Origin of the sequence: Delftia sp. Lp-1, assembly GCF_020523835.1 — a bacterium.
Classification (GTDB): Bacteria; Pseudomonadota; Gammaproteobacteria; order Burkholderiales; family Burkholderiaceae_C; genus Comamonas; species Comamonas acidovorans.
The window spans coordinates 394,705-420,244 of sequence record NZ_JAJALJ010000002.1 but is presented as its reverse complement, the minus strand read 5'-3'; the positions used below and the strand labels follow the sequence as shown (position 1 = coordinate 420,244).

Genomic DNA, 25,540 nt, shown 5'->3' with positions numbered 1-25,540 from the left:
ACTTTATTGCCTCCATGCCCTCCAAATCCACCGCGTCGGCCCCTCAACAAGGCCGGGACAAGCTGCACCTGCAGCTGGCGCGGCTGTTCCGCAGCAAGGTGTCCACGGGCGCCTGGCCCGTGGGCAGCGCCATTCCCACGGTGCAGGAGCTGGAGGCGCTGCATGGCGTGTCGCGCACCACGGTGCGCATGGCGCTGGGCGCCCTGGTGGCAGAGGGCCTGCTGCTCACGCGCAAGCGCGGCGGCACCCGGGTGATTGCGGCGCCCTACAAGCCGCCGTCCTTCCTGCTGCCCACCAGCTGGAAGGAGCTGGTGGCCTTTGGTGCCCACATCGGCCAGATCACCCTGCACACCGGGCGCGACTGCCTGCCGCCGATTCCCGAAGGCTTCCCCGACGTGGGCCGCATGGCCCCCGCCTACGTGCACCTGCTGCGCGTGTACGACCATGACGCGGCGCGGTTCTGCCTGTCGCAGCTGTACCTGGAGCAGGAACTGTTCCCCGAGATCGAGGCCCAGCTGGAGCGCAGCTCCCTGGCCGTGGCCCTGAGCAGCGACCCCTCGCGCATTGCCGTGGCGCGCCAGCACCTGAGCGTGGCGCCGGCCGACGAACTGGCCGCCGAGCACCTGGGCGTGGCCCTGGGCACGCCGCTGATGCAGGCGCTGCGCTGGGCATGCAATGCCGACGGGCTGCTGATCTACTGGGCGCGGGTCCGCTTTCTCAGCGAGTACGTGCATATGGAAATGGATCTCCTGAAATGAACCCGACTTCCTCATTCCCCGCTTCACGCCCGCATGCGGGCCGCGTGGCCTGGATCACCGGCTCGACCAGCGGCATCGGCCTGGCCGTGGCGCGCCATCTGGCCAGCGAGGGCGCGGCCATCGCGCTGCATGGCCAGGCCGCCGCATCGGCCGAGACCGATGCACTGGTGCGCGAGATCGCCCAAACGCATGGCGTGCCGGTTCGCCACTACGGGCTGGACCTGCGCGACGGCAGCGCCATCGCACCGCTTGCGCAGCGCATTGCGGCCGAGCTGGGGCCCATCGACATCCTGGTCAACAACGCAGGCATGCAGCATGTGAGCCCGCTGCTCGAATTCCCAGCCGGCAAGTGGGACGAGCTGCTGGCCGTCAATCTCTCGGCCCCCTTCCACGCCATCCAGGCCTGCGCGCCGCAGATGCTGGAGCGCGGCTGGGGGCGCATCATCAATATCGCCTCGGTCAGCGGGCTGGTGGGCGTGGCGCGCAAGCCGGCCTATGTGGCCAGCAAGCACGGGCTGATCGGCCTGACCAAGTCGGTGGCGCTGGAGTTCGCCACCACGCCCGTGACCTGCAACGCCATCTGCCCGGGCTGGGTGCTGACGCCGCTGGTGCAACGACAGATCGATGCGCTGGCCGCGCGCGAGGGGCTGGATGCCGAAGCGGCGGCGCGCCAGCTGCTGGGCGCCAAGCAGCCCTCCCAGGCCTTCGTGACCGTGGAGCAGGTGGCGGCGCTGGCCGGTTTCCTGGCCAGCGAGCAGGCCGCCCAGGTGCGCGGCGCACACTGGAACATGGACGGCGGCTTTGCCGCTGCCTGAGCCGGCCACGCCTCGCCCTGCCCCGCCAAACCCCTTTTCAGACCAACGACAGACAAACCCAACCAGGAGAGACAGATGTCCTTGAACGAAACCCATGACGCAGGCCTGCGCAGCTGGGTGGCCTCGGCCAACACCGGCGCCAGCGACTTTCCCATCCAGAACCTGCCCTACGCGGTGTTCCGCCGCGCAGGCAGCCAGGAGGCATGGCGCGGCGGCGTGGCCATTGGCGACCAGGTGCTGGACCTGGCGCGCGCCAGCGCCCTCAAGGCCCTGGGCGATGCCGTGCAGCCGCATCTGGAGGCCGCTTCGCAACAGCACCTGAACGGCTTCATGGCCATGGGACCGGCCGCCTGGTCGGCCCTGCGCCTGGCGCTGTCGCGCGCGCTGCGCGAAGGCGCTGCCGCGCAGGTGGCCCTGCAGGATTGCCTGGTGGCCCAGTCCGACGTGGAATACACGGTGCCGGCACAGGTCGGCGACTACACGGACTTCTATACCTCGGTGCACCACGCCACCAACGTCGGCAAGCTGTTCCGCCCGGACAACCCGCTGATGGAAAACTACAAGTGGGTGCCGATTGGCTACCACGGCCGTGCGTCCAGCCTGCGCGTGTCGGGCGTGGACTTCCGCCGCCCCATGGGCCAGCTGAAGGCGCCCGACGCCGCCGCGCCCGCACTCAAGCCCTGCGCACGCCTGGACTATGAGTTGGAGATGGGCATCTACACAGGCGCCGGCAACGCCTGGGGCGAGGCGATTTCCATGGACGAGGCAGAGAACCACATCTTCGGCCTGTGCCTGCTCAACGACTGGTCGGCGCGCGACATCCAGGCCTGGGAGTACCAGCCGCTGGGCCCTTTCCTGTCGAAGAACTTCGCCACCACGGTCTCGCCCTGGATCGTGACGCTGGAGGCGCTGGAGCCCTACCGCACGGCCTTCACGCGGCCCGCCGCAGATCCCCAGCCCCTGCCCTACCTGAGCTCGGCCGCCAATTCCGAGCGCGGCGCGTTCGACGTGCAGCTGAGCGTGGCGCTGGAGACCGGCCGCATGCGCGCCGAAGGCCAGGCCGCCCAGCAGATCACCCACACCAGCTACCGCCACGCCTACTGGACCATGGCCCAGCTGGTGGCCCACCACAGCGTCAACGGCTGCGACCTGCAGCCCGGTGACCTGCTGGGCACGGGCACGCTGTCCGGCCCCACCTCCAGCGAGGCCGGTGCGCTGCTGGAGCTGACCGAAGGCGGCAAGAAGCCCGTGGCCCTGGCCAATGGCGAGAGCCGCACCTTCCTGCAGGATGGCGATGCCGTGATCCTGCGCGGCTGGTGCGAGAAGCCGGGCGCCGCGCGCATCGGCTTCGGCGAGTGCCGCGCCACCGTGCTGCCCGCGCGCCAGGCCTGATGGCAAAGGCAGATCGATCGGGGCCGATGGAGCGGCCCGATTGATCTGCGCGATTGATCTGCGCGATGGATCTGCCCGATTGATTCACCCGATCGATCCGCCCGAATGTCGTGATTCCGACAGCCATGAGTGCATGACACAATTGCTGACATGCCCGCCCCATCGGAAGACGCCATCTCAGCACCTCCCGCCACCATCGACTTCGGAAGGCAGGCGGCCCCTGCCCGGCAGGAGCCCGCCTTTGCCGAGCCCGGCAGTGCCAGCAGGCCCGACACGGCCGACTCTCCCAAGAGCCCCAGCAAACTGCCGCCCTCGATAGCCAGCGCCTTCGCCGCCGCAGCCTATGCGCTGCAGCACGGCGATGACGCCGCTGCCCCCAACGAGCGGGCAGGCGCCGGCGCACATTCCGGCGTCACCAGCTTCACGGGCGGACAGGGCGCCGGCCTGATGCCGGGCCTGTACGCCAGCCTGATTGGCGAGCCCTCGCGCGACTACTACCTGCGCCTGTTCGAGCGCTTCGACGCGCTGGGCAAGCCCTTGCCTACATGGAACCTGGCCGCAGGCCTGTTCACCCTGCCCTGGTGCGGGCTGCGCGGGCTGTGGCAAGAGGGCGGCCTCTATGCGCTGGCCGCCGGCGGCACGGGCCTGGTCTGGGGCCTGCTGCTGCGCCCCGCGCTGGGCCTGCCCCCGGCGATTGCCCACGGCATCGATGCCACGCTGATCCTGCTGGCCATTGCCATTCCCGGCCTGGGCGCCAATGCCCTGTACTGGCACCATGTGCGCCGCCACACGCTGCAAGCCATTGGCGAGGCCCCCAACATGGCCGCAGCGCACGAACGCCTGGCCCGCCGCGCGGCCACGCCCCTGCGCAAGCGGCTGGCCGTGGCGGCCGGTGCGGTGCTTACCGCCGCTGCCGGTGCAGGCATCTGGGCGCTGTCGGGCGCATCACATTTCATGGCGGCACAGACCGAGGTGATCCCGTCCGAATCCATACCGGCCGCTGCACCAGTTTCGCCAGCTGCACCAGCCGTGGCGCCAACACCCGCCGCAGCCGTAGCTGCCGTTGAAACGCCAAGGACGGAACCGGCGTCCACACCCGCCCCCACTCCCACGCCCCAGCCCCAGCCCCAGCCCCAGCCGCAAGAGCCGGTTGCCCAGACCGAGGCGCGCCCTGATCCGCAAGCGCCCTTGCCCGCTGCCGGCAGCACTGTCTCCGGCACGGTCGAACCCATGCCCGTCGTGGCAGCGGCCGGCGCTGCGGGTGCCGTCGCTGCCACTGCAGCGGCAGCCATTCCCGTCAAGGCCGCGTTGGTGCCAGCCAAAGCACCTGCACCTGCACCTGCACCTGCACCTGCACCTGCACCTGCACCTGCGCCAGCGTCCGTGCACGCAGCCACGCCAGCACCCGCCAAGCCCTCCAAGGTGGCGGCTGAAACCAAACCGGCCAAGCCCGCCAAGCCTGCCGAACCCGTCGCAAAGGTCCCGGCACCTGCCAAGGCCGCCTCGGCGGCTCTGGAGCCGGGCAACTACTACATCAACATCGGCGTGTTCTCTGAAGCTGGCAATGCCGGGCGCGTGGTGGAGCGGCTGGAGAAAGCCAAGCTGCCCACGCTCAGCCAGACCCTGCACAGCAACAAGGGCGAGATCGTGCGCGTGCGCTCGGGCCCCTTTGCCAAGCAACGCAGCGCCGATCAGGCGGCCGCCAAGATACGCGCCATGGGCATGGAGGCCACGGTCTTCCACCACGCCCCCGCGGAAGGCCGCAGCGCGCGGCGCTGAAGCCTTTGCTGCCACCTGTTACTTCCGCATGCCTTCGGCTTCGCCTTGGCCCGGCTCAGCCCGGCTAAGGTATGCGGCATTGTCCGAGGCAGCGCGCCCGCGCCTGCCCTGATACTGCGCAGCAACACCCCATGAATCGAGGAGACAGACCATGCCGATGACCGCCCCCGCCCTCCAACGCCGCCTTGCCGCCCTGGCCCTGCTGGGCGCCACCACCCTGGTGGCAGGCTGCGCCGGCATGAGCAATCCTTTTGGTGGCAGCAGCGGCGGCGCGGCGCAACCGGCCCCGCGCCCCGTGCAGGTCTGCAATGCGGCATCGGCCCAGTCCTTCGTGGGCAAGAGCAATACCTCGGCCACGCTGGAGGCCGCCCGCAAGCAGTCGGGCGCCTACATGGCCCGCGTGCTGCGCGAAGGCCAGCCAACGACGATGGAGTTCAACCAGGAACGCCTGAACCTGGTGGTCGACGGCACAGGCCGCATCGTGGCCGTGCGCTGCGGCTGATCGCCGACCGATTGCGCTGTGGCGCTGGATGAAAAAAGGACGCCTAGGCGTCCTTTTTTCAACGGCGGTGCGCAGGCTCACTCGGCCAGGAACAGCTCCTGCAGATCGCTGAGGAAGTCAAAGCCGCGCTCCGTGGGCACCACCCGCCCCAGGTCGCGCGTGATCAGGCCCTTGGCCTGTGCGGCGTCCAGCCCCTTGGCGATGGAGGACAGCGGCAGGCCCGTGCGCTCCATGAAGTCCTGCAGCGCAAAGCCTTCGCGCAGGCGCAGCGCGTTGAGCATGTACTCGAAGGGCAGGTCGGCACGGCGCACCTCGCCGTCCTGCGCCAGCGGCGCGCCGGCCAGTGCCTGGTCCATGTAGCGCGCGGGATCGCGAAAGCGCACCTGGCGCACGATGCGGTGCGCAAAGCTGAGCTTGCTGTGCGCGCCCGCGCCTATGCCCAGGTAGTCGCCGAACTGCCAGTAGTTGCGGTTGTGCCAGCACTGGTGGCCCTCACGCGCATAGGCCGAGATCTCGTAGCGCTGCATGCCCGCGGCAGCGGTGCGCGCGGTGATGCGGTCCAGCATGTCGTAGGCCAGGTCGTCCTCGGGGATGGCCGGCGGAAACTTGGCGAAATACGTATTGGGCTCGATGGTCAGGTGATAGACCGACAGATGCGGCGGGGCGAAGGACATGGCCACGTCCAGGTCCCGCGCCAGGTCCAGTTCGGTCTGGCCGGGCAGCGCGTACATCAGGTCGATGTTGAAGGTCTCGAAGCTGTCGGCCGCCTCGCGCACGGCCGCACGCGCCTGGGCGCCGTCGTGCACGCGGCCCACGGCCTGCAGCAGGCGGTCGTCAAAGCTCTGCACGCCAATGGACAGCCGCGTCACACCGGCCGCACGGAAGGCGCGGAAGCGGTCGGTCTCGAAGGTGCCGGGGTTGGCCTCCATGGTGATCTCGCAGTCGGCTTCCATGCGCAGGCGCGCGCGGATGGCGGCCAGCAGCCGGTCGATGGCCTCGGGCGAGAACAGGCTGGGCGTGCCGCCGCCGATGAAGATGCTGTGCACCGTGCGGCCCCAGATCAGCGGCAGCGCGCTCTCCAGGTCGGCGACCAGGGCGTCGATGTAGCGGTCTTCGGGCAGCTCGGGGCCGTCGCGGCCGTGCTCGTGCGAGTTGAAGTCGCAGTACGGGCACTTGCGAATGCACCAGGGCAGGTGCACATACAGCGACAGCGGCGGCAGGCTGCCCAGCTGCAGCGTACCGGGGCGCATGTAGTGCTGGATGTCGCGCTGCACGGCGGCCTGGGCGCCGGAGGCCGAATCCTGGGGCTGGATGGGAATCATCGCACCCAGCGCTCGCGCACGAGTTCGATCATCTGCAGCGTGGCGCGGCCGCGGTGGCTGTGCGCGTGCTTCACGGCCGGGTCCATCTCGGCAAAGGTCTGGCCCAGCTCGGGGATGTACATCACGGGGTCGAAGCCGAAGCCCTGCGTGCCACGGCGCTCTGTGGTGATCTCGCCGAGCACACGGCCCATGGCGATCAGCGGCTCGGGGTCCCTGGCGCTGCGCACACCCACCAGGGTGCTGACCATGGCGGCGCGGCGGTCGGCCACGCCCTGCATCTGCTCCAGCAGGGCGCGCACGTTGTTGTCGTCGCTTTTCTCGTAGCCGAACTGCGTGCAGTAGTAGGCCGTGTCCACGCCCGGCAGGCCGCCGAAGTGCGAGACGCACATGCCGGCGTCGTCGGCAATGGCGGGCAGGCCCGTGCGCTCGGCCGCGAAGCGGGCCTTGGACAGCGCGTTCTCCACGAAGGTGCAATGCGGCTCGGGCGCCTCGCCCTCGAACAGGTCGCCCTGGCGAATCAGTTCAACGCCCAGCGGGGCGAACATGGCTTGCAGCTCGGCGAGCTTGCCGCGGTTGTTGGAGGCCAACACAATCTTCATCGTAGAAATCCAGTCGGGCGCCCGTGCGCCCTTTGTCGTCAATAGGTTCGGTAGTCCATGCGCGCCACCGGCACCGCTGCTGCGGGCCGGCAGCGGCGTTCAGCGCTTGAACTGGCGCTCGGCCGAGCGGCGTATCGCCTCGTTGATCTCGGCGATGGAGCGCTCGATGGCGGCGTCATCCAGCTCATCTTCCAGGTCTTCGATTGGCCCCCCCTGGATCGTGGATTCAAACGCGTCGTTCTCGATGTCCTGGGTGGAGATGCCCATGGTGGACTCGAAGGCGTCGGGCGTCTCCCACTCCATGGCGATGGCCGTGACGTTGTCGCTGGCATCGCCCGCGTTGCGCAGCGCCGTTTCCACCAGTTGGGGGATGGCCTGGGACACGGTGCGGCCGTGCAGGGTGCGCATCAGGTGCCCTTCGTCCACGCTGCCCCACAGGCCGTCGGAGCACAGCAGCAGCTTGTCGCCCTGCTCCAGCCGGCGCGGCTCGGTCACGTCGTAGATGGGCTTGGACGGCGAGCCCAGGCAGGTGAACAGCACATTGCGGCTGGATGTCTTGAGCTGCGCGGCGATCTCGCCCATCTCCAGATAGGAGTGGTCGCGTGTGCGCACCAGCAACTCGCCACCGCGCACCAGGTACAGGCGCGAGTCACCGCAGTGGATCCAGGTGATCTTGCCCTTCTGGATGACGGCCGCCACCAGCGTGGTGCGCGGCGTATCGATCATGCCCTTGGCGCTGGCGTAGCGCAGGATCTGCCGGTGCGCATGCAGCAGCGCATCGACCAGAAAGCCCTGCGGATCGTCCAGCAGCGGCTTGGCCTGGCGCTGGAAATGCACGGACATCACCTGCAACGCCAGCTGCGCGGCGACTTCGCCTTCGGGATGGCCGCCCATGCCGTCGGCCAGCACGAAGAGCACGGCCTCCCGCGTGTAGCAGTAGCCCATGCGGTCTTCATTGAGCGCCCGGCCGCCGCGGCGGCTCAGCTGAAATACCGAAAACCTCATGGCTTGCGCTCCTGGCCGACGGCCGGCAGGCCTGCCGCGCCGCTGATCTTCTGCATGTTCTTCTTGGCGTCGGTCACCAGCGTGTCCAGTTGCAGGCGCATGCGCTCGGAGACACTGAGCTTGGTGTAGCGGCGCTCACCCTCGCGGCTCAATTCCTTTTGCAGCGCAAACACCGACTGCGGGCGCGAACCCGGGTCCATGGCCATGCACCACTCGACGACTTCGATGAGGTTGTCCGAGTACACGCCGCGCAGCTTGGTCAGCGCCAGCGTGAGCCGGTCCTTATCCTGGCGCTGCGGCGCCTCGTTGGGCGGAAAGCCCTGCATGCAGGCATAGATGCAGGCGCCAATCGCGTAGATGTCGGTCCAGGGGCCGAGCGACGCATCGCGGCGGTACATCTCGGGCGCGGCAAAGCCCGGCGTGTACATGGGGCGGATGAAGTTGCCCTCCTTGGACAGCACCTCGCGCGCCGCGCCGAAGTCGATCATCACGGCGCGGTCATCATTGGTGATGAAGATGTTGGCCGGCTTGATGTCCAGGTGCAGCATCTTGTGCTGGTGCACGATGCGCAGGCCGCGCAGCACCTCGTCGAACAGCGAGCGGATGGTCGATTCGCGGAACACCTTCTCGGCCTTGAGCTCGCGCGCGGTGACAACGAAGTCCTGCAGGGTGGCACCCTCCAGGTAGTTCATCACCATGTAGACGGTTTCGTTCTCGCGAAAGAAGTTGAGCACGCTGACCACGGAAGCGTGCGAGATCTGTGCAAGGGAACGCCCTTCCTCGAAGAAGCTCTTGAGGCCCAGGCGGTACAGTGAAAGCTTTTCGGGAGCCACGGCGGGCTGCAACTCTCCGGGGGCACGGGTGGCCAGCGATGCGGGCAGGTATTCCTTGATCGCAACCTGCTTGCCCTCTGCATCCAAGGCCAGGTAAACGACGCCGAAACCGCCGGAAGCAAGCCTGCGCACCACCCGATAGCCGCCGATCGTGCTGCCTGGCGGCAATGGCGCCGGCTTGATCTTGGAAGACATTTTTCTCCGGTGAGTCTCAGGGATGAGGCGAAACCCGGATAATCGGGCAATTGCAAGCATCCATCAAAAGTCCAATGCCAGTTTACAGCATGACCGGATACGCCAGTGCCCAGCACGGCGCGTCCGCAGAAGATGGTGGAGCGTCGGGCCGCAACAGCCGGCTCGGTCTGGAGATCCGCTCGGTCAACAGCCGCTTCCTGGATCTTTCGTTCCGCCTGCCCGACGAGTTGCGCGCCCATGAGCCGGCCTTGCGGGCCCTTCTGACCGCCCGCCTCAAACGCGGCAAGGTCGAAGTGCGCGCCGCCATCGACAACGACGACGGCAACTCCCTGCCCGATCCCTCCACCGCCATGCTGCAGCGCCTGGCCATGCTCCAGGACACCGTCCAGTCATGGCTGCCCGACGCTCGCAGCCTGTCCGTCTCCGACGCACTGCGCCTTGCCAGCGGCGGCGCCAACTCGGCCATCGACTGGAGCAGCATGCTGCCCACGCTGGCAGAGCAGGCCCTGACCGAACTGCTGGAGGCCCGCGCCCGCGAAGGCAAGCGCCTGGCCACCATGCTGCTGGACCGCATCGCCCAGCTGCGCAAGCTCGCGGCAGACGCCACGCCCCTGGTGCCCCAGCTCGTGGAGCAGCAGCGCCTGCGCTTCATGGAGCGCTGGAAGGAAGCGATGGCCCTGGCCGAAGGCGCCGTGGCGCCCGAAGCCGCCCAGGACCGCGCCCTGACCGAGGCCACGGCCTTTGCCATCCGCATCGACGTGGCGGAAGAAGTCACCCGCCTGGACTCGCACCTGGACGAGATCCAGAGCCTGCTCAAGAAGGGCGGCGAGATCGGCAAGCGCCTGGATTTCCTGATCCAGGAACTGCACCGCGAAGCCAACACGCTGGGCTCCAAGTCCGCCACGCTGGAGCTGACCCGCATCAGCGTGGACATGAAGGTGCTGATCGAGCAGATGCGCGAGCAGGTGCAGAACATCGAATAAGCCCATCACAGATGCCCATGCGTAACCAAACTGCGCACAAATCCATGGATTACCCCGGAAACCTTTTTGTCGTCTCGGCCCCCAGCGGGGCCGGCAAGTCCAGCCTGGTGCGAGCCCTGCGCGAGTTCGATGCGCGCGTCTCGCCCTCCGTCTCCCACACCACCCGCGCGCCGCGTGGCCAGGAAAAGCACGGCCGCGAGTACTACTTCGTCTCCGACCAGGAATTCGACACCATGGTGTCGAACAACGCCTTCGTCGAATGGGCGAATGTGCACAGCCGCCGCTACGGCACGGCCAAGAAGGCGCTGGAAGAGCGCATCCAGGTCGGCACCGACGTGCTGCTGGAGATCGACTACCAGGGCGCGCTGCAGGTCAAGGAAGCGTTTCCGAACGCCGTTCTGATCTTCATCCTGCCGCCCAGCTGGGACGAGCTTCGCGCACGCCTGGAAAACCGGGGCGAGGATGCGCCCGAGGTGATCGAGCTGCGCCTGACGAACGCGGCCGAGGAGATGGCCCAGGTGGCGAAATTCGACTTCGTTATAATCAACGAATTGTTCGAGAGCGCACTGTTTGATCTCAAGACGATCATCCACGCCCAGCGCCTCAAGTATGCGGCTCAGCGCAGCCGCCGCGCAGAGACCTTCGAGTCTCTCAATATTTCTGTACCCAACTGACGTTTCCCGGAGATCCTGATGGCACGCATCACTGTTGAAGACTGCCTGGAGCAGATCCCTAACCGCTTCCAGCTCGTGTTGGCCGCCACCTACCGCGCCCGCATGCTGAGCCAGGGCCACACGCCCAGGATCGAAACCAAGAACAAGCCCGGTGTCACCGCCCTGCGCGAGATCGCCGAAGGCAAGGTCGGCCTGGAGATGCTGAAGAAGGTTCCGGGCTGATTTGCTGCAAAGCAACACAATGGCCCCACAAAGAGCACCGCACAGCGGTGCTTTTTTTACATGAAGCCTGCACAAACCCGCATGCACGCTACATTTAAGTCATGAAAGCGGCCTTGACTTCGTTCACAGCCCCCTCTGATCCCGTACCGACACCCCGGCCCGAGCGCATGTCTGCAGAGCAGGCAGCGAGCGTGTCGGCCAATGCCTTTGCCGGACTGATGGAGCACCTGGGTTACCTGGATGCCACCAGCATCGAGCAGGTGCGCGAAGCCTATGCCTTTGCCGACCTGGCCCACAGCGACCAGTGGCGCAGCAGCGGCGAACCCTACATCACCCATCCCATTGCCGTCACCGCGCTGTGCGCGAGCTGGAAGCTCGACGCCCCGGCCCTGATGGCCGCGCTGCTGCACGATGCGATGGAAGACTGCGGCGTCACCAAGGCGGACCTCGCCCAGCGCTTCGGCCAGGACGTGGCCGAACTGGTCGACGGCCTCACCAAGCTGGACAAGCTGCAGTTCAACACGCGTGAGGAAAACCAGGCCGAGTCCTTCCGCAAGATGCTCCTGGCCATGGCGCGCGATGTGCGCGTCATCCTGATCAAGCTGGCCGACCGCACCCACAACATGCGCACCATGGGCGACATGCCGCGCAACAAGTGGGGCCGCATCTCGTCGGAGACGCTGGAGATCTACGCACCCATCGCCCACCGCCTGGGCCTGAACCAGACCTACCGCGAGCTGCAGGACCTGGCCTTCCGCCACCTGCACCCCTGGCGCTATGCCACGCTGGAAAAGGCCATCGCCCGCTCGCGCAAGCGCCGCCGCGACCTGGTCCAGCGCGTGCAGGACGAGGTCAATGCGGAGTTCGCCGGCGCAGGCCTGCAGGCACGCCTGGCAGGGCGCGAAAGCACGCTGTATTCGCTCTATCTGCGCATGGAGAAGAACCAGCTGAGCTTTGCCAAGGTGACGGACGTCTACGGATTTCGCGTCATCCTGCCGCGCGTGATCGACTGCTACACCGCGCTGGGCGTGCTGCACCAGATGTACAAGCCCATGCCGGGCCGCTTCAAGGACTACATCGCCATTGCCAAGAACAATGGCTACCAGTCGCTGCACACCACGCTGGTGGGCCCCTCGGGCGTGAACATCGAGTTCCAGATCCGCACCGAGGAAATGCACATCGTCGCCGAAGCCGGCGTCGCCGCGCACTGGCTGTACAAGGCCCAGCCCGGCCACGATTCCGAGCAGCTGGGCACGCAGTGGCTGCAGTCGCTGCTGGACATACAGAACGAGACGCGCGATGCGGCCGAGTTCTGGGACCACGTCAAGGTGGACCTGTTCCCCGACGCCGTCTACGTGTTCACGCCCAAGAGCGAGATCATGGCCATGCCGCGCGGCGCCACCGTGGTGGACTTCGCCTACGCCATCCACAGCAAGGTCGGCAACCACATGACGGCCGCCCGGATCAACAACGAGGAAGTGCCGCTGCGCACCGAACTCAAGAGCGGCGACGTGGTGCAGATCGTCACCTCCGAGGACGCCACGCCCAACCCGGCCTGGCTGGGCTTCGTGAAGACGGGCCGCGCGCGCTCCAAGATCCGCCACTACCTGAAGTCGGCCGCGCAAAGCGAATCGGCCCGCCTGGGCGAGAACCTGCTGGCCCAGGCCATGCGTGCCGAAGGCATGGATGCCGTGCCGCCGGCCGACGAGGCCAACCAGGCACTGTGGGATGAGGTGCTGCGCATGGCCGGCAGCCGCAGCCGCGCCGACCTGATGGTGGACATCGGCATGGGCCGGCGCATTGCGTCGCTGGTGGCCTCGCGCCTGACGGCGCTGATGGCGCGCCACGGCCACCGGCCCGACGCCCTGCTGCTCACACGCGAACGCTTCAACTCCAGCAACCGACCCTTCCAGGGCGCCGTGCTGCTGGACGGCTCCAACCAGGGCTCCATCCACTACGCGCAATGCTGCCGCCCCGTGCCGGGCGACCCCATCGTGGGCTACCTGGGCAGCGGCGAAGGCCTGATCGTCCACCATGCGCAGTGCAAGATCGCGCAGCGCCTGCAGGAAAAGGACAGAGACCGCTTCATCGTGGTCGAGTGGGCCGATGACATGGATGCCGCGCGCCTGTTCGAGGCACGCATCGTGGTCACCGTCAACAACGGCAAGGGCGTGCTCGCGCGAGTGGCGGCCGAGCTGGCCGGCGCCGAGGTGGACATCCTGCGCGTGGACATGGCCGACGAGGCCGCCATGAGCACCACGGACCTCTGCTTCGTGATCTCGGTGCACGACAACCAGCAGGTGGAGTCCGCGCTGCGCAACCTGCGCCGCGTGCACTCGGTGGTGCGCGCATCGCGCGTCATCCCCTGAACACTGCCCCGCTCCTGCGGGGCTTTTTCATTGCGCCAGGTCCTGGGCCAGTTGCTGCAGCAACGGGCCGCAGTCCTGCTCGATCTTGAGGGCCAGCAAATCCTCGGAGCGCATGCGGCCCTGGTTGATGGCGGCCACCGGCTTGCCCTGGGCCACGGCCTCATGCACAAAGCGCAGGCCTGAATACACCATCAGCGAAGAACCGGCGACCAGCAGCCCGCCGGCCTGCTGCAGCATGGCGCGCACGGCCTGCACCCGCTGGCTGGGCACGCCTTCCCCGTAGAACACCACGTCCGGCTTGAGCACGCCGCCGCAGTGCGGGCAGGCCAGCACGTCGAAGCGGCTGAAGTCGCGCCCCTCCAGATCGGCATCGCCGTCGGGCGCGGCCTGGGCGCTCAGGCCGGCCCAGCCGGGGTTGCGCTCCAGCAGCATGGCCTGCAGCACGGCGCGCTCCATGCCGGCGCCGCAGCCCATGCAGCGCACGGCGGCGATGCGTCCGTGCAGGTCGATGACGCCATCGCTGCCCGCGGCCGTATGCAGGCCGTCCACATTCTGGGTGACCAGGCCTTCGATCCATCCGCGCTGCTGCAACTGCGCCAGTGCCGCGTGGGCCTGGCCGGGCCTGGCCTGCGCCATCACGGGCCAGCCCAGCAGGCTGCGCGCCCAATAGCGCTGGCGCGTGGCATGGCTGCCCATGAAGGCCTGCAGCGTCACCGGCTGGGGGCGCTTCCACTGGCCCTCCAGATCCCGGTAGTCCGGAATGCCGGAGCCCGTGCTGCAGCCCGCGCCCGTCAGCACCAGCCAGCGCCGGCCGGGCGGCAGCAAGGCGCGCAGGGCCAGCGCGGCATCGTGCAGAACCGGGGATGGTGATGGCGGCGGAGCGATGGCGGTCATGGCCGCACAGCATAGCGGCCCCGCACGCCCAATGCAGAAACACCGTGTTGCACTCCGAGCCGGGGCGCAGCGGAGACAATGGTCGGATGCACCACGCACACGCCACCGCCCAAGCCACAGCCCAAGCCTTTCCCACCGCCCGCCATCCCGCCGCGCTGAACCGTGCCGCCCTGGCCACCGCCCTGGCCGCCGTGCTGCTGGCCGGCTGCGCGTCCCGGCCGGCGCCTGCGCCGGTCACGGTGCCGCCCTCCATGCCCGCCCCCACGGCGCCTGTCGCGCCCGTGCAGCCCGAACCCGCCACCGCGCCGGATGCCGCCCAGCAGGCCGAAGCCACCAGCTTCGAAGCGTGGAAGCGGGATTTCGCGCGCAAGGCGCTGGACGCCGGCATCTCGGAGAAAACCGTGCGCAGCGCACTGGAGCCTGCCCGGCTGCAGCGCCGCGCGGTGCAGCTGGACCGCTCGCAGCCCGAGTTCACGCGCACACCCTGGCAGTACCTGGACAGCGCCGTATCGGCCCAGCGCATTGCCCAGGGTCGCGCCAAGCTGCGCGAAGCGGCTGCACCGCTGCAGTCGGCCAGCCAGCGCTATGGCGTGCCGGCCGAGGTGATCGCCGCCATCTGGGGCATGGAAAGCAATTTCGGCGGCAACTTCGGCAACTTCCCCACGGTCGATGCGCTGGCCACGCTGGCCTTTGACGGCCGGCGCGCCGCCTGGGCGCAAAAGGAGTTGCTCGCAGCCCTGCGCATCATCGACAACGGCGATATCGATGCGGCCCACATGATCGGCTCCTGGGCGGGTGCCATGGGCCACACGCAATTCCTGCCCTCCGTGTTCCTGGCCTATGCGGTGGATGCCGATGGCGATGGTCGCCGCGACATCTGGGGCAGCCTGCCCGATGTGACAGCCTCCACGGCGAACTATCTGGCCCATTCGGGCTGGAAGACGGGCGAGCCCTGGGGCGTGGAAGTACGCCTGCCGGCAGGCTTTGACCATGCACGCGCCGAGACCAGCGTGCGCCAGGACAGCGCGCAATGGGCAGCCGAGGGTGTGCAGGCCTTGGACGGCTCCGCCCTGCCCGCCATGGCCGATGCCAGCGTGATCGCACCGGCCGGCGCGCGTGGGCCGGCCTTCATGGTGGGAGCCAACTTCCGCACCATCCTGCGCTACAACAACTCCGTGAATTACGCGTTGGGCGTGGGCCTGCTGTCGCAGCAACTGGCCGGCGGCCCGGGCGTGCAGGCGGCCTGGCCGCGCGATCTGGCACCGCTGTCGCGCGAGCAGTTGCGCGCCTTGCAGGCCGCGCTCAACGAACGGGGATTTTCGGCCGGCACGGCCGATGGCGTGATGGGCCCTGCCACGCGCGCGGGCCTGCGCCAGTTCCAGCAAAGCCAGGGCCTGGTGGCCGACGGCTATCCCACGCTGGAGCTGCTGCAGAAACTGCAGCCCTGAACGCTCACCCGGCGGCGCTGCCCGGCTCCGGGTAAGTGACTTCCAGCACTTCCAGCGTGCGCACACCTGCGGGTGTGGGCAAGGCCACCTCGTCGCCCACACGGGCCTTGAGCAGGGCGCGCGAGACGGGTGCGATCCAGCTGACCTGCTGGCGTGCGCTGTCGGCCTCGTCGATGCCCATGATGGTGATGGTGCGCTCCTCGCCCTCGTCATCGACATAGGTGACGGTGGCGCCGAAGTAGATCTGCTCGCTGCCGGCATGCACGGAGGGATCGACCACCTCGGCGATCTCCAGCCGCTTGGTCAGGAAGCGGATGCGCCGGTCGATCTCGCGCAGGCGCTTCTTGCCGTAGAGATAGTCGCCGTTCTCGGAGCGGTCGCCATTGCTGGCCGCCCAGTGCACGATTTCCACGATGCGCGGGCGCTCGTTGTCGATCAGGTCCAGCAGCTCCGTCTTCAGCCGCTCGAAGCCCTGGGGCGTGATGTAGTTCTTGCCGCCCGGCGGCAAGGGCGGCAGGCCGACTTCATCATCGTCGTCGCCGTCGGATTCCTTGGTGAAAGCCTTGCTCATAGGGAGCCGATCTTCACACAGATCACCGCAGCAGGCGAAGACGCCGCACAAACCTCGACACCAACGGCGGCACAAACGAAAAAGCCTCAGAACTTTGCAGTTCTGAGGCTTGTCGTTTTGGTGCGGCTGGCAGGAATCGAACCCACGACCCCTTGGTTCGTAGCCAAGTACTCTATCCAGCTGAGCTACAGCCGCCAAGCTTCGAATTATAGCGTGCTTTTTGAACGCTTACGGAAAACCATGAAAATATCGAAAAATAACCGTTGGCCAGCGCCTGAACCATTGCCACGGCCTCCGTGCGGGCGCCTGAAACGAAAAAGCCTCAGAACTTTGCAGTTCTGAGGCTTGTCGTTTTGGTGCGGCTGGCAGGAATCGAACCCACGACCCCTTGGTTCGTAGCCAAGTACTCTATCCAGCTGAGCTACAGCCGCCAAGGCAACGATTGTATATCAATTTCTGGCCTCTCCGCAAAAATTGCAACCATCGCAAACTCCGGGCCCCGTGGCGCACCGCGCTGGCCTATATTGGCCGGTCGCGGATGCAGGCCCTGCCCTGCACCTGCGCGGGAGACAAACACAGCGAGCGGCCCGCCACAGCGGCGGGAACGACAAGACATGACAGACAAGCGCGCGGCCACGCAGCCGCAACCGCCCGAGGGCGCCATGTGGGGGCAGCTGTTTCGCCGCAGCGCCCGCCCCTCCCTGAGCCTGCAGGGCCAGATCCGCGAGATGCTGGTCGATGCCATCCTCTCGGGCATCCTCGCACCCGGCGAATCCATTCCCTCCAGCCGCGAGCTGGCGCGCCACCTGGGCGTGGCACGCATCACCGTGGTGCTGGCCTACCAGCAGCTGGCCGAGGAAGCCTTTTTGCTGAGCCGCCAGCGCAAGGGCCACTTCATCCATCCCGACGTACTCAAGGGGCGCACGCCGGGCGGCGCTGCGGCCAGCAGCACCCCTGGCGAAGGCCGCCGCACCGACTGGTCGCGGCGCCTGTGGCTGCTGCCCAGCCAGCAGCGCAGCATCGTCAAGGAAGAGGACTGGCAGCGCTACCCCTATCCCTTCCTGTACGGCCAGTTCGACAAGGAGCTGTTTCCCACGGCCGCCTGGCGCGAATGCTGCCTCAAGGCCCTGGGCGTGCTGGACATACGCCAGTGGGCGCCCGACCAGATCGCGCGCGACGACGAGATGCTGATCCAGCAGGTGCAGACCAAGATCCTGCCGCGCCGCGGCGTATGGGCCTCGGCCGACGAGCTGATCATTACCGTGGGTGCGCAGCACGCCCTCTACATGGTGGCCGACCTGCTGATGCGCGAGGGCACGGCCGTGGGCATCGAGGAGCCCGGCTACCCCGACGCGCGCAACATCTTCAGCAGCCGCACCTCCCAGGTCATCCCGCTGCCGGTGGACGGCCAGGGCCTGCCGGTCACGCCGCTGCTGCGCCAGCTGGACTACCTCTACGTGACGCCCAGCCACCAGTGCCCCACGGGCGTGACCATGCCGCTGGCCCGGCGCGAGGCGCTGCTGGAGATGGCCGAGGCGCACGACATCATCCTCATCGAGGATGACTACGAGAGCGAGAGCAGCTTCGACGGCCAGCCCATTCCGGCGCTCAAGAGCCTGGACCGCAGCAACCGCGTGATCTACGTGGGCAGCCTGTCCAAGAGCCTGGCGCCGGGCCTGCGCGTGGGCTACATCGTGGCTGCGCCAGAGCTGATACGCGAGCTGCGCGCGCTGCGCCGGCTCATGATCCGCCACCCGGCCACCTTCGTGCAGCGCACGCTGGCCATGTTCATCTCCCTGGGCCACTACGAGGCCCAGCAGCGGCGACTGGCACAGGCGCAGAAGGAGCGGCACGCGGCCCTTACGGCCGCCATGGCCGAGCATGCCCCCGGCTGCCGCATCACGCCCGTGCGCGGCGGCGGCTCGTGCTGGGTGCAGTTGCCCGACCACATTCCGGTCGATGCCCTGGCGCAGCGCGCCGCAGCGCATGGCGTGCTCATCGAGCCCGGCGATGTGTTCTTCGCCCGGCCGGGCACGCCCGGCAGCTTCATGCGCATGGGCTACCAATCCATACCCGCCAACGACATCGGCCAGGGCGTTAAGGCCCTGGCCGATGCGATCCGTGAGGAGCAGCCCGAGAAGTAACGCAAGGAGTGGCCGGGACCGGCCCTGCCGGTCCCGTCGCCCCTGGGTCAGTACTTCTGCGGCTCGGGCTGCGCGGCCTCGGACAGCGAGGACACCACCGGCGCCACGCCACGCTGCAGGAACTGCCGCACGCCATAGGCCAGCAACAGGATGCACAGGCTGGCCACGCCCAGCGCCAGCGGTGTGCGCTGCTCGGGGATGAATGCCATGGCGATGACGATGGACAGCATGCCGAAGATGGCGAACCAGGTCAGGTACGGATAGCACCACATGCGCACCTTGAGCAGGTGCGGCGCCTCACGCTCCAGGCGGGAGCGCAGGCGCAGCTGCGAGATGGCGATCAGGATGTAGACGAAGATCGCCACCGTGCCGTAGGAATTGACCAGGAAGGCGAACACCTTGTCGGGCGACACATAGGACATCACCACGGCGCCGTAGCCGAACACCGTGGCCACCAGGATGGCGCGCGTGGGCACGCCGTTGCGGCTGACCTTGGCCAGCGCCTGGGGCGCATCGCCGCGCCGCGTCAGCGCGAACAGCATGCGCGAGGATGCATACAGCCCCGAGTTCAGCGCCGACAGCACGGCCGTCAGCACGATGGCGTTCATGATCTGCGCGGCAGCGGGCACGCCCATGGTGTTCAGTGCGCTCACATACGGCGTGGCGATGCCAACCGCATTCCAGGGCACCAGGCAGGCCACCAGGAAGATGGAGCCCACATAGAACACCAGCACGCGCGTGATCACCGAGCTGGTGGCCTTGGCCACGGCCTTCTGCGGCTCGGCCGTTTCAGCCGCCGCAATGGTCACGATCTCGGCGCCGAAGTAAAAGCCCGTGGCCGCCACGGCCCCGGTCAGCACCGGCACGATGCCGTTGGGCATGAAGCCGCCATTGCCGGTGAGGTTGCCGAAGTGCATGCCCTGCGACGCAGGCGTCAGGCCCAGCACGTAGACGCCGGCCACGAACAGGAAGACCACGATGGCCGCCACCTTGATGGAGGCGAACCAGAACTCGAACTCGCCAAAGGACTTCACCGAGACCAGGTTGGTCAGCGTCAGCATCACCAGCAGCACCAGGCTGATGCTCCAGTTGGGGACATCGGGCAGCCAGTAGCGCACCAGGTCGGCACCGGCCACGGCCTCCAGCGCCACGACGATGACCCAGAAGTACCAGTACATCCAGCCCGTCAGAAAGCCTGCCAGCCGGCCCACGCCGGGGCGGTCGCGCCAGGCCTCTCGCGCATATTCGTAGAAGGACCCTCCGCCGGGCATGGAGCAGGCCAGCTCGCCCAGCATGCGCATGACGAGCACCACGAGCAGGCCCGTGATGAGGAAGGAAAGAATCGCGGCCGGCCCGGCCGACTTGATGACGACGCCGCTGCCCACGAACAGCCCGGCGCCGATGACGCCGCCCAGGGCGATCATGGTCATGTGCCGCTGTTTGAGCCCGTGTGAAAGCCCCGGCGAAGAGGCTTGCTGATGTCCGATCATGTCTTGTCTCCTGTTGCGTTCAGGCGCCACGGCTGATGCTCTGTTGTGGTGGCTGCGCAGGTGCGCGCCTTGCCGTGGCGTATCCGGTGTTCCCGGTGGCACGAGGCCGCAAGGCCCCGCGCCGTCAGGCGGCCGCCACCGGCGGGCGGTCCTTGCGGAAGGCGTTCTTCACGGCGATCTTTCCGTCCTTGAAGGTGAAGACGTCCACCATGCGCGCTTCCACGCGCAGGCCGTCGGCCTTGGTGCCCTTGAAGGTGCTCTCGGACACGCCACGGTCGCCCTGCACGAAATGGTCTCCATCGAGCCAGGCCGCATCGGGGAAGGCCTGCCAGGCCATCTGAAAGCCCTCGCGCACCGCCTGGCGGCCGACGAAGCTGCGGCCCATGAGATCGGGTCCGGCCACGGCGTGGAACTCGCATTCATCGGCCATGAAGCCCATCAGGGCCTCGATGTCGTGGCGGTTCCAGGCCTCGGCGAAGCGGGCCAGGAACTGGGCATCCGGAGGGTTGGTGTCTGCGCTCATGCTGTCTCCTTGTCTGTGGTGGGTACCACGGCGCCGGGCCCCGGGCAGGGCCGCCGCGCCGCGTCATCGAAATGTCGATGGGCCATGGTAGGTAGCAGGCACACGGACCCGTTAGAACCAGATGCCATCAATCGTTAGGTCCAGGCGCGCGCACCGGCCGCCACTGGCTCTATCGAAAGCTGGGCTGTGGCGCTAACTGGCTCCATGGCCTGCTGGCTATGCTGATTCCATCGTCGGCGCACCGCCTTGCAGGGCTCGCCGGCATTGGCCCCATTCCACCGAATCCATAGCAAAAAGCGGCAGATCCCAAGCCGCCGCACCAGGAGACATCCGCCATGAAAGCCGAGGACATCCGCCCCAGCCACCTGCGTCCCTACGACCCTCAGTACGACCCGCTGGTAGCCGCCAACCCGGGCCACGGCACGGGCTATGCGCCCACTTACTGGGTCGGCACGGCGGGACGCCCGCCAGACGATGACGGCCCGGTCACCGGCGACATGGACGTGGACGTGGCCATCGTCGGCTCGGGTTTCACGGGCCTGGCCACGGCCCTGTTCCTGGCGCGCGAGCACGGCATACGCGCCGTGGTGCTGGACGCCAACCAGACCGCCTGGGGCTGCACCAGCCGCAATGGCGGCCAGGGGCAGAACGCCAGCGGCCGCCTGTACCGCTCGCAGTGGATTGCGCGCTGGGGCAAGGACGTGGCGCTCAAGCTCGACGCCGAGATCCGCGAGGGCTTCCAGACCTTCAAGGACCTGGTGGCCGAATTCCCCGAGTGCGAGCCCCAGCCCGGCGGCCACCTCTACATCGCCCACCGCGAAAAGAAACTCGACTTCCTGCGCAACGAGACCCAGATCATGCGCGAGGTCTTCGGCTACGACGCCCGCATGCTCAGCCCCGAGGAGCTGCGCCGCGACTATGTGAACGATGCCGACAGCCACGGCGCCATGCACGAGCCCGACGGCATCGGCGTGCACCCGCTCAAGCTGGCCTTCGGCTACCTGCGCAAGGCGCGGGAGCTGGGCGTCAAGGTGCACCCGGCCAGCCCGGTGCTGGGCGTCGAGACGCGCAACGGCGTACACCACCTGCGCACGCCCGGCGGCACCGTGCGGGCGCGCGCCGTGGGCTTTGCCACGGGCGGCTACACCAGCAACGCCCTGCATGGCAGCCTGCGCTCCAAGATCATGCCCATCCTCTCGAACTCGCTGGTCACGCGACCGCTGACCGAGCAGGAACTGGAGGCCACGGGCTTCAAGACCACCCAGGTCATCACCGACACCCGCACGCTGCGCTTTTACTACCGCCGCCTGCCCGACAACCGCGTGCAGATCGGCAGCCGCAGCGCCGTCACGGGCGCCGATGCGCCCAACCCCATCCACATGGCCAAGCTGGTGGACGGCCTGCACCGCAAGTTCCCGGCGCTCAAGGGCATCACCATCGACTACTCCTGGTGGGGCTGGGTCGATGTGAGCCACGACATGATGCCGCGCGTCTTCCAGCCCGATCCGGCCCAGAGCATCTTCTACGCCGTGGGCTATGGCGGCAACGGCGTCTCCTTCTCGGCCCACGCGGGCCGTCGCATGGCCGAGCGCATCGCGGGGCGCCAGAGCAAGACCTTCGAGCTGCCCATCTACAACTCGGAGCTGGAGTATCCGAACGTCTTCAACATGGTGCGCTCGCCCGCGTTTGCGCCGTTTCGCCGGTTGGGGCAGCGGTTCCTTTACCACTGGTACTACATGCGCGACGAAAAGGTCTGAACCCCAACCGATTGCTGCTTGGGCCGGCCTCCTGCAGGGGGCCGGCCCTTTTTTTCAGCAGCGCCGGGGGCAGCCAGCTGCTACCGGTTCCGCATCCAGTCGGCCGTGTTCATGAAGCTGGCCTTGAGGCGCACGCGCAAATCCTCGGGCACGCCGGTCTCGCCCATGGCCTGGTCCATGCAGGCCACCCACTGGTCGCGTTCCAGGATGCCGATGGAAAACGGCATGTGGCGCATGCGCAGGCGCGGATGGCCGAAGCGCTCCTGGTAATGGTCCGGGCCGCCCAGCCAGCCGCACAGGAACCAGAACAGCTTCTGGCGCGCATCGGCCAGGGTGCTGCCGTGGGCGGCACGCAGTTCGGCATAGCCGGGCTCCAGGTCCATCAGATCGTAGAAACGGTCCACCAGGGCCTGCACCCTGGGCTCGCCGCCGATCCATTCATAGGGGGTCTGGGGGGCGTTGTTCTGGGATTCCTCTGACATGGCGAAAAGCGGCTGGCGGCTGAGTGAAACCCGCGATTGTCAGGCATGTGCCATGTCCGTGCCCGTACCGGTATCCGTGGGTGCCCCGGCACGCAGGAACCCGTACACCGCCAGCGCCGTGAGCACCGTGATGCCCGCCAGCACATCCAGCAAGAAGCCAAAGGCCTGGCCATAGGCCGCCAGCACGGCGGGTGCAGACAGGCCGGGCAGCAGGGCCATGGCCTCGGCGATGTTCCCCGTCACCAGCAACTGCGCCGCGCGGCCGGTGGCATGCACCGCCTGCACCGCCTGGGGCGCCTGGGGCGCCTGAGCTGCCAGGGCCGACAGACGCCATGCCAGCAATGCAGCCAGCCCCGCGCCCACCAGCGCCAGCGCCATGCCCTCGCCCGCCACGCGCACCGTGCTGAAAATTCCCGTGGCCATGCCGGCGCGCTCGCTGGGTACCACGCTCACGGCCAGGCCATCCATCAAACCCCAGGGCAGCCCGATGCCCAGGCCGATCAGCAGCAGCGGGGGCGCCATCTGCGCAAAGGCCGTGCCCGGCGCGCACCCGCCCAGCCACAGCAGGCCCGCAGCGCACACCAGCAACCCCGCCAGGCACAGCAGCGCGGCCGAAACCCAGCGCGTAAGCCAGCCCGCCAGCAACGGCACGAACAGCATGGGCAGGGACAGCACAAACATCAGCTGCCCCGCCTGCAGCGGCCCCATGCCCTCCACGCCGATGAAGCGCACCGGCAGCAGCACCAGCAGCACCACGAAGGCATAGGCCGGCGCGCCCGCCAGCAACTGCACGCCCACGAAACGCGGATAGCGAAACAGCGACAGGTCCAGCATGGGCTGCCCCGTGCGCTGCTGAACGCGCCGCTCCACGGCCACGAAAGCGGCCAGCGCCAGCGCGGCGCCGGCCAGCGGCAGCAGCGTTGCAGCGCTGGACCAGCCCGCCTCCGGCCCCTGCAGCACGCCCCAGGTCAGCAGCGCCAAAGCCATGGTGAACAGCAGCGCACCGGCCCGGTCCAGCCGCTGCGCCTTCGGATTGCGCGACTCCGGCATGCAGCGCAGCCCCAGCACCAGCGCGGCCAGCGCCACGGCGGCCACGCAAAGCACCACGCTGCGCCAGCCCGCCACGCCCAGCAACCAGCCCGACAGCAACGGCCCGAAGGCCAGGCCCACGCCGAACGACGTGCCCACGCCACTGAAGGCACGCATGCGCCCCGCTCCATCGAACACCTGGGCCAGCGCCGCCGTTCCGCCCGCCAGCGCGGCGGCCGCGCCCAGGCCTTGCAGTGCACGCAGCAGGTTGAACACGACGATGGCCCCCTGCCCGCCCAGGCAGGCCTGGGCCAGCGCACTGGCCAGCACCACGCCCAGCCCCATCAGGAAAACGCGCCGCCGCCCGTGCAGATCGGCCAGCGCGCCGGCCGCCATCAGCGTGGCGCCAAAGCTCAGCATGAAGGCATTCGTCACCCAGTTGAGCGCCAGCGGCCCGCCGCCCAGCGCCTCGCGCAGCGCAGACAGGGCCACGGCCGGCCCGGTAAAGCTCAGCGGCATCGCCAGCGCCGCAAGGCACACCGACAACAGCACCCAGACCGGGGATGCACGCGGTCGCGCTGTACCGTGGAGCGCATCCGGTGCGCGGGAAGAAGTCAGGCAGGAGGACATGGTTGGCAAGGCTTTCGCAATTTCCCGGCCGCACATGGCCAAGCATGCATGAACGATAAAAGCGCTGCAATGCCGTGAAAATAGGCGCCAGACTCCCCACACTCCCAACCCCAGGTTGGTAATCGACATGGATAGCTTCAGCGGACTCGAATCCTTTGTGCGTGCAGCCGACCTGCTGAGCTTTGCCGAGGCCGGGCGCGCCCTGGGCATCTCGGCCTCGGCCGTCGGCAAGAACGTGGCGCGGCTGGAACAGCAACTGGGCCTGCGCCTGTTCCAGCGCACCACGCGCCAGGTACGCCTCACGCAGGAAGGCGCACTGTTCCATGAGCGCTGCCGCCGCATCCTGGATGAACTGCACGATGCGCGCGCCACCATGCAGGCCGCCGCCGAGGCGCCGCGCGGACGGCTGCGCGTGAGCCTGCCCACCATCGGCTACCGCTTCCTGCTGCCCGTGCTGCCCGAGTTCCAGGCCCTGTACCCGGAGGTTGACCTGGACCTGGACTTCAACGACCACCTGGTGGACGTGGTCGAGGCCGGCCTGGACGTGGTCATCCGCAGCGGCGAACTGGCCGACTCGCGCCTGGTCGCGCGCCGGCTGGGGCCGTTCCGCTTCATCCTGGCCGGCTCGCCCGACTACCTGGCGGTACGGGGCATACCGCAATCCCCCGCCGAACTGGCACAGCACAGCTGCCTGCGCTACCGCTTCCTGAGCAGCGGCAAGCTGGAGGAATGGGTGCTGCCCGGCATGCCGCCCCACCTGCCCGCCGCCCTGGTCTGCAACAACATGGAAGCCATGCTGGGCGCGGCCGTGGCGGGCATGGGGCTGGCCTATATGCCAGACTTCCTGGCGCGCGATGCACTGGGGCGTGGCGAACTGCAGCGGGTGCTGGCGGAGGATCTGACGCACACGGGGCAGTTTTCGGCGCTGTGGGCGTCGAGTCGGCAGTTGTCGCCTAAGGTGAGGGCGTTTGTGGATTTTGTGGGGGGGAGGTTGTTCAAGGAGTCTTGAACGGGGCCTTCCTCTGCTGTTGCTCGTTTCTGCCCCTGGTGTTGCTCGTTTCTGCCCCTGCCGGATGGTTGTTTTTCGAGGCCGGGTCTCGGCCCGGCGGCCGACCTACTTTCCT

The 25,540-nt window shown here is 68.0% G+C and carries 23 protein-coding genes and 2 tRNA genes; 13 read left to right on the top strand and 12 right to left on the bottom strand.

Annotation, left to right across the window (positions count from 1 at the left end):
• The first annotated feature begins 14 nt into the window (after window positions 1-14).
• From LGR64_RS18680 to LGR64_RS18660, 5 genes are all read left to right on the top strand, one after another.
• A complete protein-coding gene (locus LGR64_RS18680) occupies window positions 15-758 on the top strand; it encodes a GntR family transcriptional regulator (protein ID WP_230356531.1) in 744 nt (247 codons plus the stop codon).
• Entirely contained in the window at window positions 755-1,573 is an 819-nt protein-coding gene (locus LGR64_RS18675) for a 3-hydroxybutyrate dehydrogenase (RefSeq protein WP_230356529.1), read from the top strand. Before LGR64_RS18680 ends, LGR64_RS18675 begins: the two co-directional genes overlap by 4 nt.
• A gap of 75 nt (window positions 1,574-1,648) precedes the next feature.
• A complete protein-coding gene (gene fahA, locus LGR64_RS18670; protein ID WP_230356527.1) occupies window positions 1,649-2,965 on the top strand; it encodes a fumarylacetoacetase in 1,317 nt (438 codons plus the stop codon).
• Between the two features lie 150 nt (window positions 2,966-3,115).
• Window positions 3,116-4,744: an SPOR domain-containing protein gene (locus LGR64_RS18665; protein ID WP_230356525.1), complete on the top strand. Its 1,629-nt coding sequence runs from the start codon at window positions 3,116-3,118 to the stop codon at window positions 4,742-4,744.
• 151 nt (window positions 4,745-4,895) lie between these two features.
• Window positions 4,896-5,246, top strand: coding sequence for an I78 family peptidase inhibitor (locus LGR64_RS18660; RefSeq protein ID WP_012203959.1), 351 nt, complete (start codon window positions 4,896-4,898; stop codon window positions 5,244-5,246).
• A gap of 77 nt (window positions 5,247-5,323) precedes the next feature.
• Here the strand turns inward: LGR64_RS18660 and hemW are convergent, their stop codons facing one another.
• From hemW to LGR64_RS18640, 4 genes are all read right to left on the bottom strand, one after another.
• Window positions 5,324-6,568, bottom strand: coding sequence for a radical SAM family heme chaperone HemW (hemW, locus tag LGR64_RS18655; protein WP_230356523.1), 1,245 nt, complete (start codon window positions 6,566-6,568; stop codon window positions 5,324-5,326).
• Complete coding sequence (gene rdgB, locus LGR64_RS18650; RefSeq protein WP_012203957.1) at window positions 6,565-7,167, bottom strand: RdgB/HAM1 family non-canonical purine NTP pyrophosphatase; 603 nt, start codon at window positions 7,165-7,167, stop codon at window positions 6,565-6,567. Before rdgB ends, hemW begins: the two co-directional genes overlap by 4 nt.
• Window positions 7,168-7,266: 99 nt before the next feature.
• A complete protein-coding gene (locus LGR64_RS18645; protein WP_012203956.1) occupies window positions 7,267-8,172 on the bottom strand; it encodes a PP2C family protein-serine/threonine phosphatase in 906 nt (301 codons plus the stop codon).
• Window positions 8,169-9,200 carry a serine/threonine protein kinase gene (locus tag LGR64_RS18640; RefSeq protein ID WP_012203955.1) on the bottom strand — a complete coding sequence of 344 codons (1,032 nt, stop codon included), beginning with the start codon at window positions 9,198-9,200 and terminating at the stop codon, window positions 8,169-8,171. Before LGR64_RS18640 ends, LGR64_RS18645 begins: the two co-directional genes overlap by 4 nt.
• A gap of 89 nt (window positions 9,201-9,289) precedes the next feature.
• Here LGR64_RS18640 and LGR64_RS18635 point away from each other — a divergent pair, with 89 nt between their 5' ends.
• The 4 genes from LGR64_RS18635 (at window position 9,290) to LGR64_RS18620 (ending at window position 13,448) form a co-directional block, all read left to right on the top strand.
• Window positions 9,290-10,183 (top strand): YicC/YloC family endoribonuclease, encoded by an 894-nt coding sequence (locus tag LGR64_RS18635; RefSeq protein ID WP_043825178.1) that lies wholly within the window; start codon window positions 9,290-9,292, stop codon window positions 10,181-10,183.
• A gap of 44 nt (window positions 10,184-10,227) precedes the next feature.
• Window positions 10,228-10,857 (top strand): guanylate kinase, encoded by a 630-nt coding sequence (gene gmk / locus LGR64_RS18630; protein WP_013803794.1) that lies wholly within the window; start codon window positions 10,228-10,230, stop codon window positions 10,855-10,857.
• An 18-nt stretch (window positions 10,858-10,875) separates the two neighbouring features.
• The gene (gene rpoZ, locus LGR64_RS18625) at window positions 10,876-11,079 is read left to right on the top strand and encodes a DNA-directed RNA polymerase subunit omega (protein WP_012203952.1); all 204 of its coding nucleotides are present in this window, start codon (window positions 10,876-10,878) and stop codon (window positions 11,077-11,079) included.
• Window positions 11,080-11,180: 101 nt separating this feature from the next.
• On the top strand, window positions 11,181-13,448 hold the full coding sequence (locus tag LGR64_RS18620; protein WP_012203951.1) for a RelA/SpoT family protein: 2,268 nt from the start codon (window positions 11,181-11,183) through the stop codon (window positions 13,446-13,448).
• Between the two features lie 27 nt (window positions 13,449-13,475).
• On the opposite strand, the gene LGR64_RS18615 is transcribed toward LGR64_RS18620, so the two are convergent.
• Window positions 13,476-14,342 (bottom strand): NAD-dependent protein deacetylase, encoded by an 867-nt coding sequence (locus LGR64_RS18615; protein ID WP_230356522.1) that lies wholly within the window; start codon window positions 14,340-14,342, stop codon window positions 13,476-13,478.
• 86 nt (window positions 14,343-14,428) lie between these two features.
• Here LGR64_RS18615 and LGR64_RS18610 point away from each other — a divergent pair, with 86 nt between their 5' ends.
• Window positions 14,429-15,790 (top strand): lytic murein transglycosylase, encoded by a 1,362-nt coding sequence (locus tag LGR64_RS18610; RefSeq protein ID WP_230356520.1) that lies wholly within the window; start codon window positions 14,429-14,431, stop codon window positions 15,788-15,790.
• Window positions 15,791-15,794: 4 nt separating this feature from the next.
• Here LGR64_RS18610 and greB read toward each other — a convergent pair whose 3' ends face one another.
• From greB to LGR64_RS18595, 3 genes are all read right to left on the bottom strand, one after another.
• Window positions 15,795-16,361, bottom strand: a complete 567-nt coding sequence (gene greB / locus LGR64_RS18605; RefSeq protein ID WP_012203948.1) for a transcription elongation factor GreB — start codon at window positions 16,359-16,361, stop codon at window positions 15,795-15,797.
• Window positions 16,362-16,479: 118 nt separating this feature from the next.
• Window positions 16,480-16,556: transfer RNA gene (locus tag LGR64_RS18600), tRNA-Arg, on the bottom strand.
• Window positions 16,557-16,715: 159 nt separating this feature from the next.
• Window positions 16,716-16,792, bottom strand: a tRNA-Arg gene (locus tag LGR64_RS18595).
• 183 nt (window positions 16,793-16,975) lie between these two features.
• Between LGR64_RS18595 and pdxR the strand changes: the two genes are divergently transcribed.
• Complete coding sequence (pdxR, locus tag LGR64_RS18590; RefSeq protein ID WP_230356518.1) at window positions 16,976-18,505, top strand: MocR-like pyridoxine biosynthesis transcription factor PdxR; 1,530 nt, start codon at window positions 16,976-16,978, stop codon at window positions 18,503-18,505.
• 47 nt (window positions 18,506-18,552) lie between these two features.
• Here pdxR and LGR64_RS18585 read toward each other — a convergent pair whose 3' ends face one another.
• Both LGR64_RS18585 and LGR64_RS18580 read right to left on the bottom strand, forming a co-directional pair.
• Window positions 18,553-19,995: an amino acid permease gene (locus LGR64_RS18585; protein WP_012203946.1), complete on the bottom strand. Its 1,443-nt coding sequence runs from the start codon at window positions 19,993-19,995 to the stop codon at window positions 18,553-18,555.
• 124 nt (window positions 19,996-20,119) lie between these two features.
• Window positions 20,120-20,518 carry a nuclear transport factor 2 family protein gene (locus LGR64_RS18580; protein ID WP_013803799.1) on the bottom strand — a complete coding sequence of 133 codons (399 nt, stop codon included), beginning with the start codon at window positions 20,516-20,518 and terminating at the stop codon, window positions 20,120-20,122.
• Between the two features lie 335 nt (window positions 20,519-20,853).
• On the opposite strand from LGR64_RS18580, the gene LGR64_RS18575 reads away from it, so the two are divergent.
• On the top strand, window positions 20,854-22,275 hold the full coding sequence (locus LGR64_RS18575) for an NAD(P)/FAD-dependent oxidoreductase (protein WP_230356517.1): 1,422 nt from the start codon (window positions 20,854-20,856) through the stop codon (window positions 22,273-22,275).
• 80 nt (window positions 22,276-22,355) lie between these two features.
• Here LGR64_RS18575 and LGR64_RS18570 read toward each other — a convergent pair whose 3' ends face one another.
• Window positions 22,356-22,757, bottom strand: a complete 402-nt coding sequence (locus LGR64_RS18570) for a group II truncated hemoglobin (RefSeq protein ID WP_034367729.1) — start codon at window positions 22,755-22,757, stop codon at window positions 22,356-22,358.
• Window positions 22,758-22,796: 39 nt separating this feature from the next.
• A complete protein-coding gene (locus tag LGR64_RS18565) occupies window positions 22,797-24,305 on the bottom strand; it encodes an MFS transporter (protein ID WP_230356515.1) in 1,509 nt (502 codons plus the stop codon).
• 238 nt (window positions 24,306-24,543) lie between these two features.
• Between LGR64_RS18565 and LGR64_RS18560 the strand changes: the two genes are divergently transcribed.
• On the top strand, window positions 24,544-25,425 hold the full coding sequence (locus LGR64_RS18560; RefSeq protein ID WP_230356513.1) for a LysR substrate-binding domain-containing protein: 882 nt from the start codon (window positions 24,544-24,546) through the stop codon (window positions 25,423-25,425).
• Window positions 25,426-25,540: the final 115 nt, after the last annotated feature.

What these genes read in the sequence shown, in the direction of transcription:
- LGR64_RS18680 (WP_230356531.1), top strand. Translation starts at nt 15, where the DNA reads ATGCCCTCCAAATCCACCGCGTCGGCCCCTCAACAAGGCCGGGACAAG.
- LGR64_RS18675 (WP_230356529.1), top strand. Translation starts at nt 755, where the DNA reads ATGAACCCGACTTCCTCATTCCCCGCTTCACGCCCGCATGCGGGCCGC.
- fahA (WP_230356527.1), top strand. Translation starts at nt 1,649, where the DNA reads ATGTCCTTGAACGAAACCCATGACGCAGGCCTGCGCAGCTGGGTGGCC.
- LGR64_RS18665 (WP_230356525.1), top strand. Translation starts at nt 3,116, where the DNA reads ATGCCCGCCCCATCGGAAGACGCCATCTCAGCACCTCCCGCCACCATC.
- LGR64_RS18660 (WP_012203959.1), top strand. Translation starts at nt 4,896, where the DNA reads ATGCCGATGACCGCCCCCGCCCTCCAACGCCGCCTTGCCGCCCTGGCC.
- hemW (WP_230356523.1), bottom strand. Translation starts at nt 6,568, where the DNA reads ATGATTCCCATCCAGCCCCAGGATTCGGCCTCCGGCGCCCAGGCCGCC.
- rdgB (WP_012203957.1), bottom strand. Translation starts at nt 7,167, where the DNA reads ATGAAGATTGTGTTGGCCTCCAACAACCGCGGCAAGCTCGCCGAGCTG.
- LGR64_RS18645 (WP_012203956.1), bottom strand. Translation starts at nt 8,172, where the DNA reads ATGAGGTTTTCGGTATTTCAGCTGAGCCGCCGCGGCGGCCGGGCGCTC.
- LGR64_RS18640 (WP_012203955.1), bottom strand. Translation starts at nt 9,200, where the DNA reads ATGTCTTCCAAGATCAAGCCGGCGCCATTGCCGCCAGGCAGCACGATC.
- LGR64_RS18635 (WP_043825178.1), top strand. Translation starts at nt 9,290, where the DNA reads ATGACCGGATACGCCAGTGCCCAGCACGGCGCGTCCGCAGAAGATGGT.
- gmk (WP_013803794.1), top strand. Translation starts at nt 10,228, where the DNA reads ATGGATTACCCCGGAAACCTTTTTGTCGTCTCGGCCCCCAGCGGGGCC.
- rpoZ (WP_012203952.1), top strand. Translation starts at nt 10,876, where the DNA reads ATGGCACGCATCACTGTTGAAGACTGCCTGGAGCAGATCCCTAACCGC.
- LGR64_RS18620 (WP_012203951.1), top strand. Translation starts at nt 11,181, where the DNA reads ATGAAAGCGGCCTTGACTTCGTTCACAGCCCCCTCTGATCCCGTACCG.
- LGR64_RS18615 (WP_230356522.1), bottom strand. Translation starts at nt 14,342, where the DNA reads ATGACCGCCATCGCTCCGCCGCCATCACCATCCCCGGTTCTGCACGAT.
- LGR64_RS18610 (WP_230356520.1), top strand. Translation starts at nt 14,429, where the DNA reads ATGCACCACGCACACGCCACCGCCCAAGCCACAGCCCAAGCCTTTCCC.
- greB (WP_012203948.1), bottom strand. Translation starts at nt 16,361, where the DNA reads ATGAGCAAGGCTTTCACCAAGGAATCCGACGGCGACGACGATGATGAA.
- pdxR (WP_230356518.1), top strand. Translation starts at nt 16,976, where the DNA reads ATGACAGACAAGCGCGCGGCCACGCAGCCGCAACCGCCCGAGGGCGCC.
- LGR64_RS18585 (WP_012203946.1), bottom strand. Translation starts at nt 19,995, where the DNA reads ATGATCGGACATCAGCAAGCCTCTTCGCCGGGGCTTTCACACGGGCTC.
- LGR64_RS18580 (WP_013803799.1), bottom strand. Translation starts at nt 20,518, where the DNA reads ATGAGCGCAGACACCAACCCTCCGGATGCCCAGTTCCTGGCCCGCTTC.
- LGR64_RS18575 (WP_230356517.1), top strand. Translation starts at nt 20,854, where the DNA reads ATGAAAGCCGAGGACATCCGCCCCAGCCACCTGCGTCCCTACGACCCT.
- LGR64_RS18570 (WP_034367729.1), bottom strand. Translation starts at nt 22,757, where the DNA reads ATGTCAGAGGAATCCCAGAACAACGCCCCCCAGACCCCCTATGAATGG.
- LGR64_RS18565 (WP_230356515.1), bottom strand. Translation starts at nt 24,305, where the DNA reads ATGCCGCTGAGCTTTACCGGGCCGGCCGTGGCCCTGTCTGCGCTGCGC.
- LGR64_RS18560 (WP_230356513.1), top strand. Translation starts at nt 24,544, where the DNA reads ATGGATAGCTTCAGCGGACTCGAATCCTTTGTGCGTGCAGCCGACCTG.